This is a genomic window from Massilia aurea (genome assembly GCF_024753205.1).
GTDB lineage: Bacteria > Pseudomonadota > Gammaproteobacteria > Burkholderiales > Burkholderiaceae_D > Telluria > Telluria aurea.
On the sequence record NZ_JANUGZ010000002.1, the window covers coordinates 477,409 to 492,748 of the forward strand.

The window sequence follows — 15,340 nt, forward strand, 5'->3', positions numbered from 1 at the left end:
ACAATTCCGGCCAGTCAGCAATAAATCACATTTAGTCTTTTGATTTCAATGACTTGAGATGTTATAGGCGATTGTGCCAATTCTTCATCCGTACCTAAACTACGTATGCATGTTGCCACTTTGTTTCTAGTTTGTTTCACGACAATTTTTATGTTGCAAAGAGAGGCGTCCCCGTCATAGCATCGCGTCTGTTTGCCAATTCAAGGAAGCGGTTCGATGACAACTCTCGCAAAACCAGGCACCGGGCGCATGCCCCGGCAAATCCCCTACATCATTGCCAATGAGGGGTGCGAACGCTTCAGTTTCTACGGGATGCGCAACATCCTGACGCCCTTCCTGATTACGACGCTCTTGATGTTCTTGCCGGAAGATATGCGCACCGGCGAAGCCAAGCACGTGTTCCACACCTTCGTCATCGGCGTCTATTTCTTCCCGCTGCTGGGCGGCTGGCTGGCCGACCGCTACTTCGGCAAGTACAACACGGTGTTCTGGCTCAGTCTCGTGTACTGCCTGGGTCACGCCTGCCTGGCCATGTTCGAGGACAACGTCAACGGCTTCTACTTCGGCCTGTTCCTGATCGCGCTCGGCTCGGGCGGCATCAAGCCCCTGGTGGCCAGTTTTGTGGGCGACCAGTTCGACCACACCAACAAGGACAAGGCGAAAGTCGTCTTCGACGCCTTCTACTGGATCATCAATTTCGGTTCGTTCTTCGCCTCGCTCCTGATGCCGCTGCTACTGCGCGACTACGGTCCGGCCTGGGCCTTCGGCGTGCCCGGCATCCTGATGTTCATCGCGACCATGGTGTTCTGGAGCGGCAAAAAGAAGTACGTGCACGTGCCGCCAGCGCCAGCCAATCCGCACTCGTTCATGCGCGTGGCAAAAAGCGCGCTGCTGGCCAGGCAGCCCGGCCAGGGCCGTCCGGGCCTGAACCTGGCCTTGCTGGGCGCCGCCGGCGCATTGGCGTCGCTGGCCATGGCCGCGCAATGGGGTTTCGTGATCGCCGCCTGTACCGCCCTGGTGCTGTTGATGGCCTTTGGCGGCATGGGCACGTCGATGCAGCTGGACCGCGCACGCGGCCTGCATCCGGACGACGCCGTGGACGGCGTGCGCGCCGTGCTGCGCATCCTGATCGTGTTCGCGCTCGTCACCCCGTTCTGGTCGCTGTTCGACCAGAAGGCCTCGACCTGGATCGTGCAGGCCAACACGATGACCACGCAGGTGAACCTCCTGGGCTGGACCTTCGACGTGATCCCGGCCCAGATGCAGGCGTTGAATCCCCTGCTCGTGATGCTGCTCATCCCGATCAACAACATCGCCCTGTTCCCGCTGATGCGCAAGATGGGCGTGGAGCCCACGCCACTGCGCCGCATGACGGCCGGTATCGCACTGTCGGCTGCGGCCTGGATCGTCGTGGGCAATCTGCAGGTGGCGCTCGACGCCGGCGACGCCGTCTCGATCGCATGGCAGATCGCGCCGTACGCGCTGCTGACGCTCGGTGAAGTGCTGGTCTCGGCCACGGGTCTTGAATTCGCGTACAGCCAGGCGCCAGCCTCGATGAAGGGCGTGATCATGGCCCTGTGGTACCTGGCTGTCACGGTCGGCAACCTGTGGGTGCTGATCGTCAATGCCAGCGTCAAGAATGAATCGGTGATCGCGTATATCGAAGGCTCGGGCGTCGGAGTGATGGCGTTCCAGATGTACTTCTTTGCCGCGTTCGCGCTGCTGTCGGCGGCGGCATTCGGCTGGTATGCGACGCGCTATCGCATGGTCGACCACTATCGCACCAGCGTCGCGGGGTAAGCGGTCCATGAAACGTCACCTTGTCCTGCTTGCAGCATCGCTGTCCTCCAGCGCGTATGCTGCTGTTCCTCTCGCCACCTGCGACAGCCCGGCCTTCCAGGAGGTGCTCAGCGCCTCGGCCACCAAACTCGATGCGCGCGCCGTCTGGCTTGACCGCCGCCTCGTGCGCTGGCCCGGCGCCTCTGGCGATGGCGTATACCGCCTGTACCACTCCCCTGTCGGCGGCATCCAGGCCACGGCGGGCAGCAAGGTCGCCGGCAGCGCCGGTTCGATCACGCTGGCCGTCTCGCGCGTCGCGGTGCCGCAAGCCGCCGCCACGCGCTTCAAATGGGTCGCCAGCGGCCCGACCCTGAGCGTGCAGGAAGCCGACCTGGCGCGCCTGCCTGCCTTGCACCGCGAACAGCTGGTGCTGGTCCACGAAAGCCCCGACGGCACCGTGCGCGACGCAACCCGCGTGCAAGCGGCCGGCGCGCTCGACGACCTGTATGCGGCAGCCGAACGCATCCCGGACCTGGGCGCGACGCCAGCCGGCAACCAGACCGCCTTCAAGCTGTGGGCGCCGACCGCGCGCGATGTGGCGGTGTGCACGTATGACAGCGCAACGGGCCGCGCCAACGCCGTGCTGCCGATGGCACTGGACGCACGCACCGGCGCCTGGGCTGCCAGCGTCCCGCGCGATTTGTCCGGCACCTATTACAAGTACGCGGTCGATGTCGTCGCCGATGGCGCCGGGCTGGTACGCAACCTGGTGACCGACCCGTATTCGGTCAGCCTGAATGCGGACTCCAAACGCAGCTACATCGCCGACCTGGATGCGCCGAACCTGAAGCCGGCCGGCTGGGACGCCACGCAGCCACCGGCCACGGTCAAGGCGCAGACCGACATGGTCATCTACGAGCTGCATGTGCGCGACTTCTCGCTGATCGACCAGACGGTGCCGCCGACCAAACGCGGCAAGTACGGCGCGTTTGGCGAAGCCAATTCCAACGGCATGCGGCACCTGCGCGCGCTGGCACAGGCCGGCCTGACCGACATCCACCTGCTGCCCGTGTACGACATCGGCAGCATCCCTGAAGTCGCGTGCGCGCAGCCCGCCCCTGCCGGCGCGCCGGATGGCGAGAGCCAGCAGGCGCTGGTCGTCAAGACCGCGCACACCGATTGCTTCAACTGGGGCTACGACCCGCAGCACTTCAACGCCGTCGAAGGCAGTTACGCGAGCGACCCGCAGGACGGCGCGCGCCGTATCGTCGAGTTCCGCCAGATGGTCATGGACCTGCACAAGGCCGGCCTGCGCGTGGGCACCGACGTCGTCTACAACCACACCTTCATCGCCGGCCAGGAAGAAAAATCGATCCTCGACCGCGTGGTGCCGGGCTACTACCATCGCCTGAACGCCATGGGCGGCATCGAAGCGTCGACCTGCTGCTTCAACACGGCGACCGAGAACACGATGATGGCCAAGCTGATGATCGATTCGTCGGTCCTGTGGACGCGCCAGTACAAGATCGATTCGTTCCGCTTCGACCTGATGGGCCACCAGCCGCGCGAGGCGATGGTGCGCCTGCAGCAGGCCGTCGACGCGGCGGCGGGCCGCCACGTGCAGCTGATCGGCGAAGGCTGGAACTTCGGTGAAGTGGCCGACGGCGCGCGCTTCGTGCAGGCCTCGCAGCTATCGCTGAACGGCACCGGCATCGGCACCTTCAGCGACCGCGCGCGCGACGCCGTGCGCGGCGGTTCGCCCGGTGATTCGGGCACGCCGGTCATCAAGCAGCAAGGCTATATCAATGGTCTGGTGTACGACGCGAACGCCCTTGGTGGCGATGCAAAAAAGGCTGACCTGCTGCGCGCCGCGGACCTGATCCGCGTCGGCCTGGCCGGCTCGGTGCGCACGTATCCGATGCAAGGATTCGATGGCCAGGTGCGCCAGTTGCAGGCGATGGTCTACGGCGGCAACCAGCCGGCCGGCTACGCGAGCGAGCCGGGTGAAGCGGTCAACTACGTCGAGAACCACGACAACCAGACCCTGTACGACATCAACGTGCTCAAGCTGCCGGTGGCAACGAGCAGCGCGGAGCGCGCGCGGGTTCAGGTGCTGGGGATGGCGATCAATGCGTTCAGCCAGGGCGTGGCGTATTACCACGCCGGCATCGACACGCTGCGCTCGAAATCGCTGGACCGCAACAGCTTCAATTCGGGCGACTGGTTCAACCGCATCGACTGGACCTACCAGGACAACTTCTTCGGTACCGGCCTGCCACCGGCGCCGGACAATGCGAAGGACTGGCCGCTGTTCAAGCCGTTGCTGGCCAATGCCGCGATGAAGCCCACGCCCGCCGACATCGCATTCGCGCGCGACGCCTTCCGCGACCTGCTGCGCATCCGCGCCAGCAGCACGCTGCTGCGCCTGCGCACGGCCGACGACATCAACACGCGCCTGCGCTTCTTCAATACGGGGCCGCGGCAGGAACCGACCGTGCTGGCCGCCTGGCTCGATGGCAAAGGCTATCCGGGTGCGGGCTTTGCCGGTATGGGGTATCTGGTGAACGTCGACAAGCGGGCGCACACGATCAAGGACGCCACGCTGCGCGGCAAGCGCCTGAAGCTGCATCCGGTGCACAGCGCACCTGGCGCGGCCGACAAGCGCGCGCTCAAGGCGCGCTTCGACAGCGCCAGCGGCACCTTCACGGTGCCGGCGCGCACGGCCGTGGTGTTTGTCGACATGTGAAAACGCGATTCTCGCGACGGCGCGCTGCTGACCTGAAGACCGTCATTCCAGCGAAGGCTGGAATCCAGGTCTGTTGCGGGCCGCTGTCGATGTTGCGGCAAAGGTGCTGAACTTGGGTTCCAGCCTTCGCTGGAACGACGTTGTCAGGCCAGCACGGACGCTTGCTCCGGCGCCGCCACCATCGCCAGCCGCGCAATCGCAAACGTATTGCGCCCCTTGTCCTTGGCTTCATACAAGGCGCTGTCGGCCAGCTCGCTGATCGTCAGCGCCGTCACGCCCGGTGCGTCGGCCAGCGCAATGCCGATTGTCGCGCTGACGGAAATCGGCTGGGAGCCGACCATGAACGGCGCTTCCATGACCTGCATGATCTTCTTGGCCACCAGCTCGACGTCGCGCGGCGAATTGACTTCGTCGAGCAGCACCGTGAATTCGTCGCCGGCCAGACGCGCCACCATGTCGGAGCTGCGCACCACCTTGCGCACGCGCCGCGCAAATTCGACCAGCACCATGTCGCCCACTGCGTGGCCGTAGGTGTCGTTGATCCGCTTGAAGAAATCGATGTCGAGATAGAACAGCGCAAAGGCGCGCTCGCGCTGCGGCGCACGTTCGACGGCTGCCTGCAGCGCCAGCTCGAACTGGCGCCGGTTCGGGATGCCGGTCAGCGCATCGGTGTGAGCCAGCGCGTGCAGGTTCCGTTCGTGCATGCGCGCAGCAGTGGCATCGGTCGTCAGGATATACACGCCCACCACCTCGCCGTCGCGCAGATGCGGCAGGAAAGTCGAGTGGACGATGCGGATGTGCTTCTTGCGCACGATGTCATGCTCGCACTGCGATGCCTTGCCCAGCCAGGCGTCGTCCAGCGCTTCCTTCTGCTGCAGATAGAAATCTTCGCCAAAGGCTTCGACCATGGTCTGGCCGACGACCTGATCGGACGCCTTGCCGAGCCACGACTGGTGCACTGCATTGGCGAACATGTAGCGGTGATCCTGGTCGAGGTGCGCGATCAGGACCGGCAGGTTGTCGGTAATCGTGCGCAGGCGCTCTTCGCTGTCAGCCAGGCGGTCGCGCGATGCTTTCAGTTCGGTGATGTCCTTCATCGCCACGACCGCGCCGAGGGTCTTGCCCTGGGCGCTGCGCAGCGGACGGCCGCTGGCCAGCAACGTGTACGGCGCGCGGCCGGCCGGTGCGACGACCATCGCGCCGTCGCGCACGACTTCGCCCTTGAGTGCGCGCACCAGCGGCACGTCGTCCATCGCCATCGGGGTCTGGCCATCGCCGTGGTACAGCGAGTAGAACAGCGGCCATTCCGATGGCGCGATGGCCTTCAGGTCGTGACCATGCAGGGCGCGCGCCGTGCGGTTGAACAGTGTCAGGTTGCCGACGGCGTCGCAGGCGACCACGCCGACATCGATCGATTCGAGCACCGCGTCGAGCAGTTCCTGTTTTTCTTCCAGCTGCTGCTGGGTGCGGATGCGCTCCGAGATGTCATTGACGAAGGCGCCGATGTAACGCGCGCCGTTCCATTCGTGGGCCGCCACCGTCATCTGGATCGTGATCTGGCGCCCGCTCTGGGTCAGCGCCGGCAGTTCGACGTTCTGGTTCAGGTACGGGCCGGCGCCGGTATCGAGCAGGCGGCGGATGTTCGCGTCATGCGCTTCGCGCTGCTGCGCCGGCATGACCAGATCGGACAACTGGCGGCCGCGCGCGTACTCGCCCGACCAGCCGAAGATGCGCTCAGCCGACGTGTTCCACGCCACCACCACGCCGTTGCTGTCAGCGCCAATGAAGCCGCTGAACGACGAATCGATGATCGTGCGGTTCCAGGCTTCGCTCTCGCGCAGCAGCGCTTCGGCCGCTTCGCGCTGCGTCACTTCGCGCGACAGTTGCTCGACCTTGTCTTCCAGTTCGGAGGTGCGAGCGACGATGCGCGCTTCCAGATCGGTATTGAGCGACTTGAGCGCCTGCTCGGCGAGCATGCGCGCGGTGACCGCCTTCAGGTGATTGATTTCGACTTCGACCAGCCCGGCCAGGTCGGCCAGCACCTGGCGCTGCTCCTGGTTCAGGCGGCGCGGGGCGCGGTCGATGATGCACAGCGTGCCCACGGCTTCGCCATCGCTGTAGACCGGCTGTCCGGCGTAGAAGCGGATATGCGGCTCACCGGTGACCAGCGGGTTTTCGGCAAAGCGGGGATCCTGCGCCGCGTCTTCGATCACGAGCAGCGCGCGCGCCTGCACCGCGTGGCTGCAGAACGACAGCGAGCGCGGGGTTTCCGACATGTCCAGGCCATGGTGCGACTTGAACCACTGCCGCTCCGCATCGATCAGCGACACCAGCGCGATGGGCACGTCGAACGTCATGGCGGCCAGGCGGGTAAAGCGGTCGAAGCGGGTCTCGGCAGGGGTGTCGAGAATCTGCAGTTCGGCCAGCGCAGCAAGGCGGGCCTGTTCAATTAACATTTGGCTGACGATGATAAAACCTCTTCCATGGTCCGGAACGAAGACGACAAGGCAGGACGGCCCTGTCGACACGGCGCCGGGAATTGGGGGAGCCACATGAAATGGTAGCACGCAGTGCCGTGCGGAAACTACACGTTCCGTCCCGTGCGTCGCGTAGCGTTGACGTTTTTTTGACAACTTTTAGCGATACATCGGTACAAAAGCACGCGCACAAGCCATTCTTGACCCGATGCCGCCCATTCTCGTCAGCGTGCATGACACGCGCGTGACATGTGCGTGAATGCCCTGTCAGATATCCAGGTGCGAGATCAGCAGCCGGCGCGCATCGATGTCGCCCTGATGGTCCGGACTGCCCTCCCCTTGCGCGCCCAGGGAAATCCCGACCGACATGATGTCGATGAGAAGCAGTTGCAGGATGCGCGAAATCATCGACAAAAAGCTCGTGCTGTCTTCGCTGTGATCCACCGCGAGGCACACGGAGGCCTTCTTTGCCAGCAGCGAGCGGCTGGCCGTGATCGCAATGATGTCAGCGCCGCGTGCGCGCGCCGTGTCGACTGCCTCGAGCAGCTCGGGCAACTGGCCGCCGGTGGAAATGGCGATCACAACGTCGCCAGGCCCCAGCAAACCGGCCGCAAGATTGAGCAGGTGTGAATCGCCATAGGATGCCGCCGGAATGCGAAAGCGGAAGAACTTGTGCTGGCCGTCGAGCGCCACAGCACGCGCATTGCCCAGTGCGTAGAACTCGACCCGGCGCGCGCGCCGCAGCAGCTCGATGGCGCGGTCGATCGCGTGGACGTCGAGCGCATCGCGAAACTTCAGGATCGCGGAGACCGTGTTGTCGATCACTTTGGCCGACAGGTCATGCGTGCTGTCGGTCATGCGCACCTGGCTGTGGCGCACGGGGATCGTGCCGGTCAGGCTGCCGGCGAACTTGAGCTTGAATTCAGCCAGGCCCTGGAAGCCCAGCGAGCGGCAGAAGCGGATCACGGTCGGCTGGCTCACGTCGGCCAGGCGCGCGATCTCGGCGATCGGCTCGGACAGCATCTTGCGCGGATGCTCGATCACGAGCGCGGCCACGCGCTGCTCGGCCGGCGAGAGCTCGTGCAGCAGTTGCTGCACACGGTCGGTGAGCGTGTTGGCGCCGCTGCGCCCGCGCAGGTGCTCGGACAGGATCGCCGAAACGCCGTACAGCGCCGGGTTGGGCGTCATGATGATGTAGGTCGGAATCTGCGCGATGTAGTCTCGAAAACGCCCCTTGGCTTCGAAGCGCGCACGAAATGGCGACTGCGCGAACCAGGCGCCCATGCGCGGCACGATGCCGCCCCCGATGAACATGCCGCCAAACGCGCCCAGCGTCACGGCCAGGTTCGCGGCTGCGCTGCCCAGCATGCCGGCGAAGGTCTCCAGCACTTCGAGGCACAGCGCGTCGTGGGCATCGAGCGCCGCGCTGACGATGTCGGCGGTGCTGCGCGCTGGCGCCGCGACGCCGTTGCGTTCGGCCAGCGCGCGGTAGATCAGTTCGATGCCGGGGCCGGAAATCAGGCGTTCGTTCGACACGTGCTTCCACTCGCGCCACGCGTACTGCAGGATCGCAAATTCGCGCTCGTCGCTCGGCGCGAAGTTGACGTGGCCACCCTCGCTGCCGAGCGTGACGAAACCGTCGATGGTCGGGATCACGCCCGAAACGCCAAGGCCCGTACCTGGCCCCAGCACGCCCGACACGGCATGCGTCTGCGGCGCGCCGCCGCCGATCTGCAGCAGGTCCTTCGGCTGAAAGCCCGGCAGCGCCATCGCCAGCGCGGTGAAGTCGTTGACGATCAACAGCGTCGACAGGCCCAGCGCGCGGCGCACGGCATCGGTCGAGAACTGCCAGTCGCGGTTGGTCATGCGGATGAAATCGCCGCTGATCGGATTGGCCAGCGCAAAGGCCGCGTGGTGAATGCGCCCGCCCGGATGCTGCTCGAGGTAGGCGTGCAGCAGCGGGATGATGCCGTCGAAGTCGTCGCAGCGCAGTACGGCGACCTGGCCCAGCACGCCGGGCGCGGTCTCCAGGCCCAGGCGCGCATGGGTAGCGCCGATGTCGGCCAGCAGGCGCGGGCCGTCGGCAAAGGCTGCGCGCGGGGGTTTGCTTTTTGGATCAGGGTCTTCCGTCATACCACAAGGATACCATTGACCCAATGACAAGAGAATGGGCCCTGGTCAGCGCACGAGTCCCTTGAGCAGCGCCTTGTGGAACTGTACCGGGTCCTGCATCTGCGGCGCGTGCCCCATCTCGGGGAACGTCACCAGCACCGAGCCCGGGATTGCTTTGCGCGTGGTCTCGGCCAGCACCTTGTAGTTGCCCAGTGTTGGGCGCACGTCAGCGGGCGCGGCGTCCTTGCCGATCGCGGTCGTGTCCTTCAAGCCCATCAGCAGGAAGGTCGGCGTTTTGATCAGCGGGAATTCATGCACCACGGGCTGCGTGTAGATCATGTCGTAGATGAGCGCCGAATTCCAGGCCACGAGCTCCTTGCCCTTGCCACGGTACATCCCGGCCAGCATCTGCACCCACACTTCGTATTCCGGCTTCCACTGACCGTTGTAATAGGTCGTGCGCTCGTACTCGCGCACGCGCTCGGCCGACAGTTTCAGCTCGCGCTCATACCACTGATCGACACCCAGCGATGGCACGCCCAGGTTCTTCCAGTCTTCCAGGCCGATCGGGTTGATCATCACCAGCTGGTCTGTCAGTTCGGGATACATCAGCGCGTAACGCGTGGCCAGCATGCCGCCAGTCGAGTGACCGATGATGATCGCCTTTTTCACGCCGATCGAGGCCAGGAGCTTGCGCGTGTTGTCGGCCAGTTGCTGGAACGTGTACTGGTAGTGCTGCGGCTTGGTGGACTTGCAAAAGCCGATCTGGTCGGGCACCACGACGCGGTAGCCGGCGTCGCTCAGTGCCTTCGTGGTGCCGGCCCAAGTCGCGCCGCAGAAGTTCTTGCCGTGCATGAGGACGACGGTGCGGCCGTTCGGGCTGGCCGGCTTGACGTCCATATAGGTCATCTGCAGATCGACGCGCTGCGACGTGAAACGGTATTGCTGCGTCGGTGCAGGGTAGGCGAATTCTTCGAGTTCGGCGCCGTAGACTGGCGCGGCGGCCGATTGTGCCTGCGCCGGGGCCAGCGCGAGGGCAAGACTCAGGCCCGCGATGGCGCGGGCGATGTGCGTAAAGTAGGACATGAAGGCGGGCAGACTGGCAGCCGGAGAGTTAACGGAACGGCCAGTCTACCCCGGAACCCGGTCAGTCCTGCGCGATCAGCGCCACCTGTGCGGCCGTTGCGAACCGCACCTTGCCGTCCTTGACCACGGCGGTGTTGCCGGTGTACCAGTCGCGGACCGTGGCGCCGTCGTTGAAGACGCCGCCCACCGAAATCGCCACCGGCTGCTGCGTCGACAGGCCCAGCGCGACGACCACGCGGTCGCTCACGCCATTTTGTTCCCACGTGCGCTTGAACGTGTACGGGCTCGATCCGATCATCTGGTGCTTGCCGGCGCCGACGGCCGGATGCGCGGCGCGGAAGCGCCCCAGGCGCGCCCAGTGGGCGCGGATATCGGCCACGCGGTGCAGGCCGCGTTCGGCGTTTGACGCCAGCTCGTCCCAGTTCATGAAGGTGCGCAGATTGGCGTCGCCCTCGGCGCCATCGAACTTCAGGACACGCGCCGTTTCGTCGCCGTAGTAGATCTGCGCCGCGCCGGGCGCCAGCAGCAGCTTGTTGGCCGACTCGAACGGCTTCTGGCGCAGCGGATCGAACGGGCTGCTGTCGTCGTGCGAGCTGATGTAGTTCAGCACCGAGAAGCCTTTCATGTCGCCATGCAGGATGGTCGAGTATTCCGAGAACACCTGTTCGTACGGGCGCTTGGCGTCGCTGCGCAGGCTGAAACTGATCATGCTGTCGAAGCCCTGGTCCAGGTAGTCGACGAATTCGCCGCCACCCAGATCGAACTTGCGCGCGTGCTTGATCTCGTAGTTATAGACCTCGGACACCATCCAGAACGGCTTCTGGTCGAGGGTCTTGGCCGGGTTGGCGCGCTTCCAGTCCGCCAGCGCCAGGCTGGCTTCTTGTTTCAGTTCCTTCCACAGGCCAGGCTCGGTGTGCTTGACGGTATCGGCGCGGAAGCCGTCGATACCGAACTTGCGCACCCAGTCGGCATGCCATTTCATCAGGTAGTAGCGTGGTGCGCGCGGGTAGCCGGTGCGCTTGAAGAACGCGTCGAGCTCCTTCACCTCACGCTCGTAGCGCCCTTCCTTCTTCCACTTGGCCACCAGGTGCGGCGGCAGGTCGACCGGCTTGTCGCTACCGGTCAAGAAGTCCGGCAGGTTCGCCACCAGTGTGCAATCGACCGTCGTGCGCGCATCCTTGTAGGTGCAGGTCGGACCCGTGCGCACCCACGACGCCGGCCAGACTTTATCCTGCGGCGTGACGGGGCCGGTGTGGTTCATCACCACGTCGAACACGATGCGGATGCCATTGGCGTGCGCCGTGTCGACCAGCGTGCGCAGTTCGTCCTCGGTGCCAAACGCAGCGTCGAGCGCCGTGAAGTCCTTGGCCCAGTAGCCGTGGAAGGCGTAGCTCTTGCCGGTGCCTTCATCGGTCGCGCCGTGGATCTGTTCGATCACGGGCGTCAGCCAGATCGCGTTCACGCCCAGGTCGGTGAAATACCCTTCCTTGATCTTGGCCGTGATGCCGGCGATGTCGCCGCCCATGAAACCGCGCAGTGGCGCTGCGTCGTCCTTGCGCCCGTAAGCCTTGTCGTTGGCCGGGTTGCCGTTGTTGAAGCGGTCCGTCAGCAAAAAGTAGACGGTCGCATTCTCCCAGACGAACGGCTTGGCGGCGGGCGCCGGGCCGGGCAACTGGGCGCTGGCAGAGGCCATCGCACCAAAGGCGAGCAGCATGGCGGAAGCAAGGACGGGTAGTTTCATGCGGGGTTCCTGTGTGGTGAAGGGGTCAGGTGACGACCGTGGGTTCGCTGCGGCCGGTGCGCTGGCGCAGATCGGACAGGCTCTCGGCCAGATCGATCAGGCCTTGCAGCGCGGCCTGCGTATCGAGGTTGTGGTGCGCCGGATCGGCTTCGTAGCGTTCGAGGTAGACCCGCACGGTGGCGCCTTCGGTGCCGGTGCCGGACAGGCGGAACACGATGCGGGAGCCGTCCGCCATGATGATGCGGATGCCCTGCTTGGTAGAGACCGAGCCGTCGACCGGGTCGGTATAGGCAAAGTCGTCGGCCAGCGCGATCTGGTGGCCGGCCAGCGTCTGCCCTGCCAGCTCGGGCAGGCGCGCACGCAGCGCGTCCATCATGGCGCCGGCAGCGCCGGCATCCACGGCTTCGTAGTCGTGGCGCGAATAGTAATTGCGGCCGAAGCGCGCCCAGTGCGCTGCCAGCAGCTGTTCGACCGTCTGGCCGCGCACGGCCAGCAGATTGAGCCAGAACAGCACGGCCCACACGCCGTCTTTTTCGCGGATGTGGAACGAGCCGGTGCCATAGCTCTCTTCGCCGCACAGCGTGACGAGACCAGCGTCCATCAGGTTGCCGAAGTACTTCCAGCCGGTAGGCGTCTCGAAGCAGGCGATGCCCAGCGCTTCGGCCACGCGGTCGGCCGCCATCGACGTGGGCATCGAACGGGCGATGCCTTTGATGCCGCCCGCGTAACCCGGCGCCACGGTAGCGTTGGCCGCGATGATGGCCAGGCTGTCCGATGGCGTGACGGCGATGCCGCGCCCGACGATCATGTTGCGGTCGCCGTCGCCGTCCGAGGCGGCGCCGAAGTCCGGCGCGTCGGGCGCGGCCATCGCCGCGATCAGCTCGGCAGCGTTGACAGGATTCGGGTCGGGGTGCCCGCCGCCGAAGTCTTCACTCGGCACGCCATTGACGACCGTGCCGGCCGGTGCCCCGAGGATGCCTTCGAGGATCGTGGTGGCATACGGGCCGGCCACTGCGTGCATCGCGTCAAAGCGCATCCGGAAGCCGCTCGCGAACAGGCCGCGGATTGCGTCGAAATCGAACAGGCCCCCCATCAACTCGGCGTAGTCGGCCACCGGGTCGATCACCTCGATCAGCATGTTTTCGAGACGCGTGGTGCCCAGCACGTCGAGGTCGACGGCCGGCGCGTCGCTGATGCGGTACTGCGTGATCGTCTGCGTGTGCGCGAAGATGGCGTCGGTGATTTTCTCGGGCGCCGGGCCGCCATTGTCGATGTTGTACTTGATGCCGAAGTCGCCGTCCGGGCCGCCCGGATTGTGGCTGGCCGAGAGCACGATGCCGCCCTGGGCGCCGTGCTTGCGGATCACGCAGCTGACGGCCGGCGTGGACAGGATGCCGCCCTGCCCCACCAGCACGCGCTCGACGCCGTGCGCCGCCGCCATGCGCAGGATGGTCTGGATCGCGTCGCGGTTGAAGTAGCGGCCATCGCCGCCGACGACCAGGTGACGGCAGGCGCCTTCGCCCAGCGTCAGGAAGATCGACTCGACAAAGTTTTCAAGGTAGCCGGGTTGCTGGAACTCGGTCACTTTCTTGCGCAGGCCCGAGGTGCCGGGCCGCTGGCCGGCGAACGGGGTGGTCGCGACGGTCTGGATGGTCATGCTTTACTCCTGTCAATGTAAGCGTTCACAACACCGCCGGACAGAGCCGGACAATGTTGATAAAACGTTACGATACGACAGACGCCGGATTCACGGCGCGCACACGCGTACCGTGCGCGCCTGGCGCCCCAGCAGTTACACGGCAGCGCGTACCGGCGCCGCCTTGTCCGTCACCAAGAGGGTCAACAGTGCGGCGATGAGCATGCAGACGCCGCCCAGCACGAGCGTGAGCACCGCGTGGCCATCGAACAGGTGCTTGGTCACGAAACCCAGCAGCAGGCCGCTGACGATCTGCGGAATCACGACGAAGAAGTTGAACAAGCCCATGAAGTAGCCCATGCGCTTGGCGGGCAGCGAGCCAGCCAGGATCGCGTACGGCATCGTCAGGATCGACGCCCAGGCAATGCCGATACCGATCATCGGCACCACCAGCATGTTCTTGTCGGTGATGAGGAATACGCTGGCCAGGCTCAGGCCGCCAATGGTCAGGCACGTCGCATGGACGACCTTGCGGCTGGTCATGCGGGCAAACACGGGCAGGATGAACGCGGCCAGCGCCGACACGCCGCTGTACACAGCGAACATGATGCCGACCCAGCTGCCGGCGTCCTGGTAAGCGGTCGACTGCGCGTCGGTGGTGCCATAGACGCTGTCGGCAATGGCGGTGCCGGTGTAGATCCACATCGCGAACAGCGCGATCCAGGTGAAGAACTGCACGAACGCCAGTTGCACCATCGTGCGCGGCATCTTGCCAAAGCCGCCGAAGATCTCGGCGATGGCCACGCCCACGCTGCGCGAGGCGGCGCGTTCCTTGTTGAACGCTTCCATGTCGGGCGGCGGCAGCTCGTCGGCGGACACCACGGTCCAGGTCACGGCAAGGAAGAACACGAGGCCACCAGCATAGAACGAGTAGCGCACGGTGTCGGGGATCACGCCGCCGATGACGGCGTTCGACACGCCCATGCTTTCAAAGAACGTTGGCAGGAGCGATGCGATGACCGCGCCGCAACCGATGAAGAAGGTCTGCATCGCATAGCCGGCGGTCTGCTGCGACGGATCGAGCTTGTCACCGACAAACGCGCGGAATGGCTCCATCGACACGTTGATCGCGGCGTCCATCATCCACAGCACGGCTACGGCCATCCACAGCGCGGTGGAGTTGGGCATCAGGAACAAGGCAATGGCAGCCAGCACCGCGCCGATGAAGAAGAACGGCCGGCGGCGGCCCCACTTCGGGTGCCAGGTGTTGTCGCTCAGGTAGCCAACGATCGGCTGGATCAAGAGGCCAGTAACGGGCGCAGCGAGCCAGTACAGGGAAAAGTTTTCGGGGTCGGCGCCGAGCGTGGCGAAGATGCGGCTGGTATTCGCGTTCTGCAGTGCAAAGCCGAACTGGATGCCGAAGAAACCGAAGCTCATGTTCCACAGCTGCCAGAACGACAGGCGTGGTTTGAGCACGGTCGATTGCATATCCATGTGTGTCCCCAATCTGGCCCGACACGGGAGCGGGCGCTGTTATGTGAATGCGCGGCGCACTGGTGGTGCGCGCCGTTGATGCAAAGGCGTGCCGGAACAGACAACAGTCCTGCCAGCGTATCTGTAGCAAAATAACATGGGGTTATCGGGGTGTCAATCGTGGAGATCTCATAGTGAGATCAGGACTATACCCACAGAGCATGTGGCGTTTTGTAGTCAAACAACATCAGCAAGCGCGCTCGTTATTTGACGTGCAGATGCAAAAACGT

At 64.8% G+C, this 15,340-nt stretch carries 8 protein-coding genes; 2 read left to right on the plus strand and 6 right to left on the minus strand.

The window, feature by feature from the left end:
* The first annotated feature begins 216 nt into the window (after window positions 1-216).
* Both NX775_RS07815 and NX775_RS07820 read left to right on the plus strand, forming a co-directional pair.
* Window positions 217-1,800, plus strand: coding sequence for a POT-type proton-dependent oligopeptide transporter (locus NX775_RS07815; protein WP_258835481.1), 1,584 nt, complete (start codon window positions 217-219; stop codon window positions 1,798-1,800).
* Between the two features lie 7 nt (window positions 1,801-1,807).
* Window positions 1,808-4,525, plus strand: coding sequence for an alpha-1,6-glucosidase domain-containing protein (locus NX775_RS07820; RefSeq protein WP_258835482.1), 2,718 nt, complete (start codon window positions 1,808-1,810; stop codon window positions 4,523-4,525).
* Window positions 4,526-4,668: 143 nt separating this feature from the next.
* On the opposite strand, the gene NX775_RS07825 is transcribed toward NX775_RS07820, so the two are convergent.
* From NX775_RS07825 to NX775_RS07850, 6 genes are all read right to left on the minus strand, one after another.
* A complete protein-coding gene (locus NX775_RS07825; RefSeq protein ID WP_258835483.1) occupies window positions 4,669-6,981 on the minus strand; it encodes a sensor domain-containing diguanylate cyclase in 2,313 nt (770 codons plus the stop codon).
* Between the two features lie 288 nt (window positions 6,982-7,269).
* Window positions 7,270-9,135, minus strand: a complete 1,866-nt coding sequence (locus NX775_RS07830; RefSeq protein WP_258835484.1) for a glucokinase — start codon at window positions 9,133-9,135, stop codon at window positions 7,270-7,272.
* Window positions 9,136-9,180: 45 nt separating this feature from the next.
* Window positions 9,181-10,200: an alpha/beta fold hydrolase gene (locus NX775_RS07835; protein WP_258835485.1), complete on the minus strand. Its 1,020-nt coding sequence runs from the start codon at window positions 10,198-10,200 to the stop codon at window positions 9,181-9,183.
* A 61-nt stretch (window positions 10,201-10,261) separates the two neighbouring features.
* Window positions 10,262-11,941 carry an alpha-amylase family glycosyl hydrolase gene (locus tag NX775_RS07840; RefSeq protein ID WP_258835486.1) on the minus strand — a complete coding sequence of 560 codons (1,680 nt, stop codon included), beginning with the start codon at window positions 11,939-11,941 and terminating at the stop codon, window positions 10,262-10,264.
* Between the two features lie 25 nt (window positions 11,942-11,966).
* Window positions 11,967-13,598 (minus strand): alpha-D-glucose phosphate-specific phosphoglucomutase, encoded by a 1,632-nt coding sequence (locus tag NX775_RS07845; protein WP_258835487.1) that lies wholly within the window; start codon window positions 13,596-13,598, stop codon window positions 11,967-11,969.
* A 135-nt stretch (window positions 13,599-13,733) separates the two neighbouring features.
* Window positions 13,734-15,071, minus strand: coding sequence for an MFS transporter (locus NX775_RS07850; protein ID WP_258835488.1), 1,338 nt, complete (start codon window positions 15,069-15,071; stop codon window positions 13,734-13,736).
* Window positions 15,072-15,340: the final 269 nt, after the last annotated feature.

Excerpts from the sequence above, each read along its gene's own strand:
- NX775_RS07815 (WP_258835481.1), top strand. The coding sequence starts at position 217 with ATGACAACTCTCGCAAAACCAGGCACCGGGCGCATGCCCCGGCAAATC.
- NX775_RS07820 (WP_258835482.1), top strand. The coding sequence starts at position 1,808 with ATGAAACGTCACCTTGTCCTGCTTGCAGCATCGCTGTCCTCCAGCGCG.
- NX775_RS07825 (WP_258835483.1), bottom strand. The coding sequence starts at position 6,981 with ATGTTAATTGAACAGGCCCGCCTTGCTGCGCTGGCCGAACTGCAGATT.
- NX775_RS07830 (WP_258835484.1), bottom strand. The coding sequence starts at position 9,135 with ATGACGGAAGACCCTGATCCAAAAAGCAAACCCCCGCGCGCAGCCTTT.
- NX775_RS07835 (WP_258835485.1), bottom strand. The coding sequence starts at position 10,200 with ATGTCCTACTTTACGCACATCGCCCGCGCCATCGCGGGCCTGAGTCTT.
- NX775_RS07840 (WP_258835486.1), bottom strand. The coding sequence starts at position 11,941 with ATGAAACTACCCGTCCTTGCTTCCGCCATGCTGCTCGCCTTTGGTGCG.
- NX775_RS07845 (WP_258835487.1), bottom strand. The coding sequence starts at position 13,598 with ATGACCATCCAGACCGTCGCGACCACCCCGTTCGCCGGCCAGCGGCCC.
- NX775_RS07850 (WP_258835488.1), bottom strand. The coding sequence starts at position 15,071 with ATGGATATGCAATCGACCGTGCTCAAACCACGCCTGTCGTTCTGGCAG.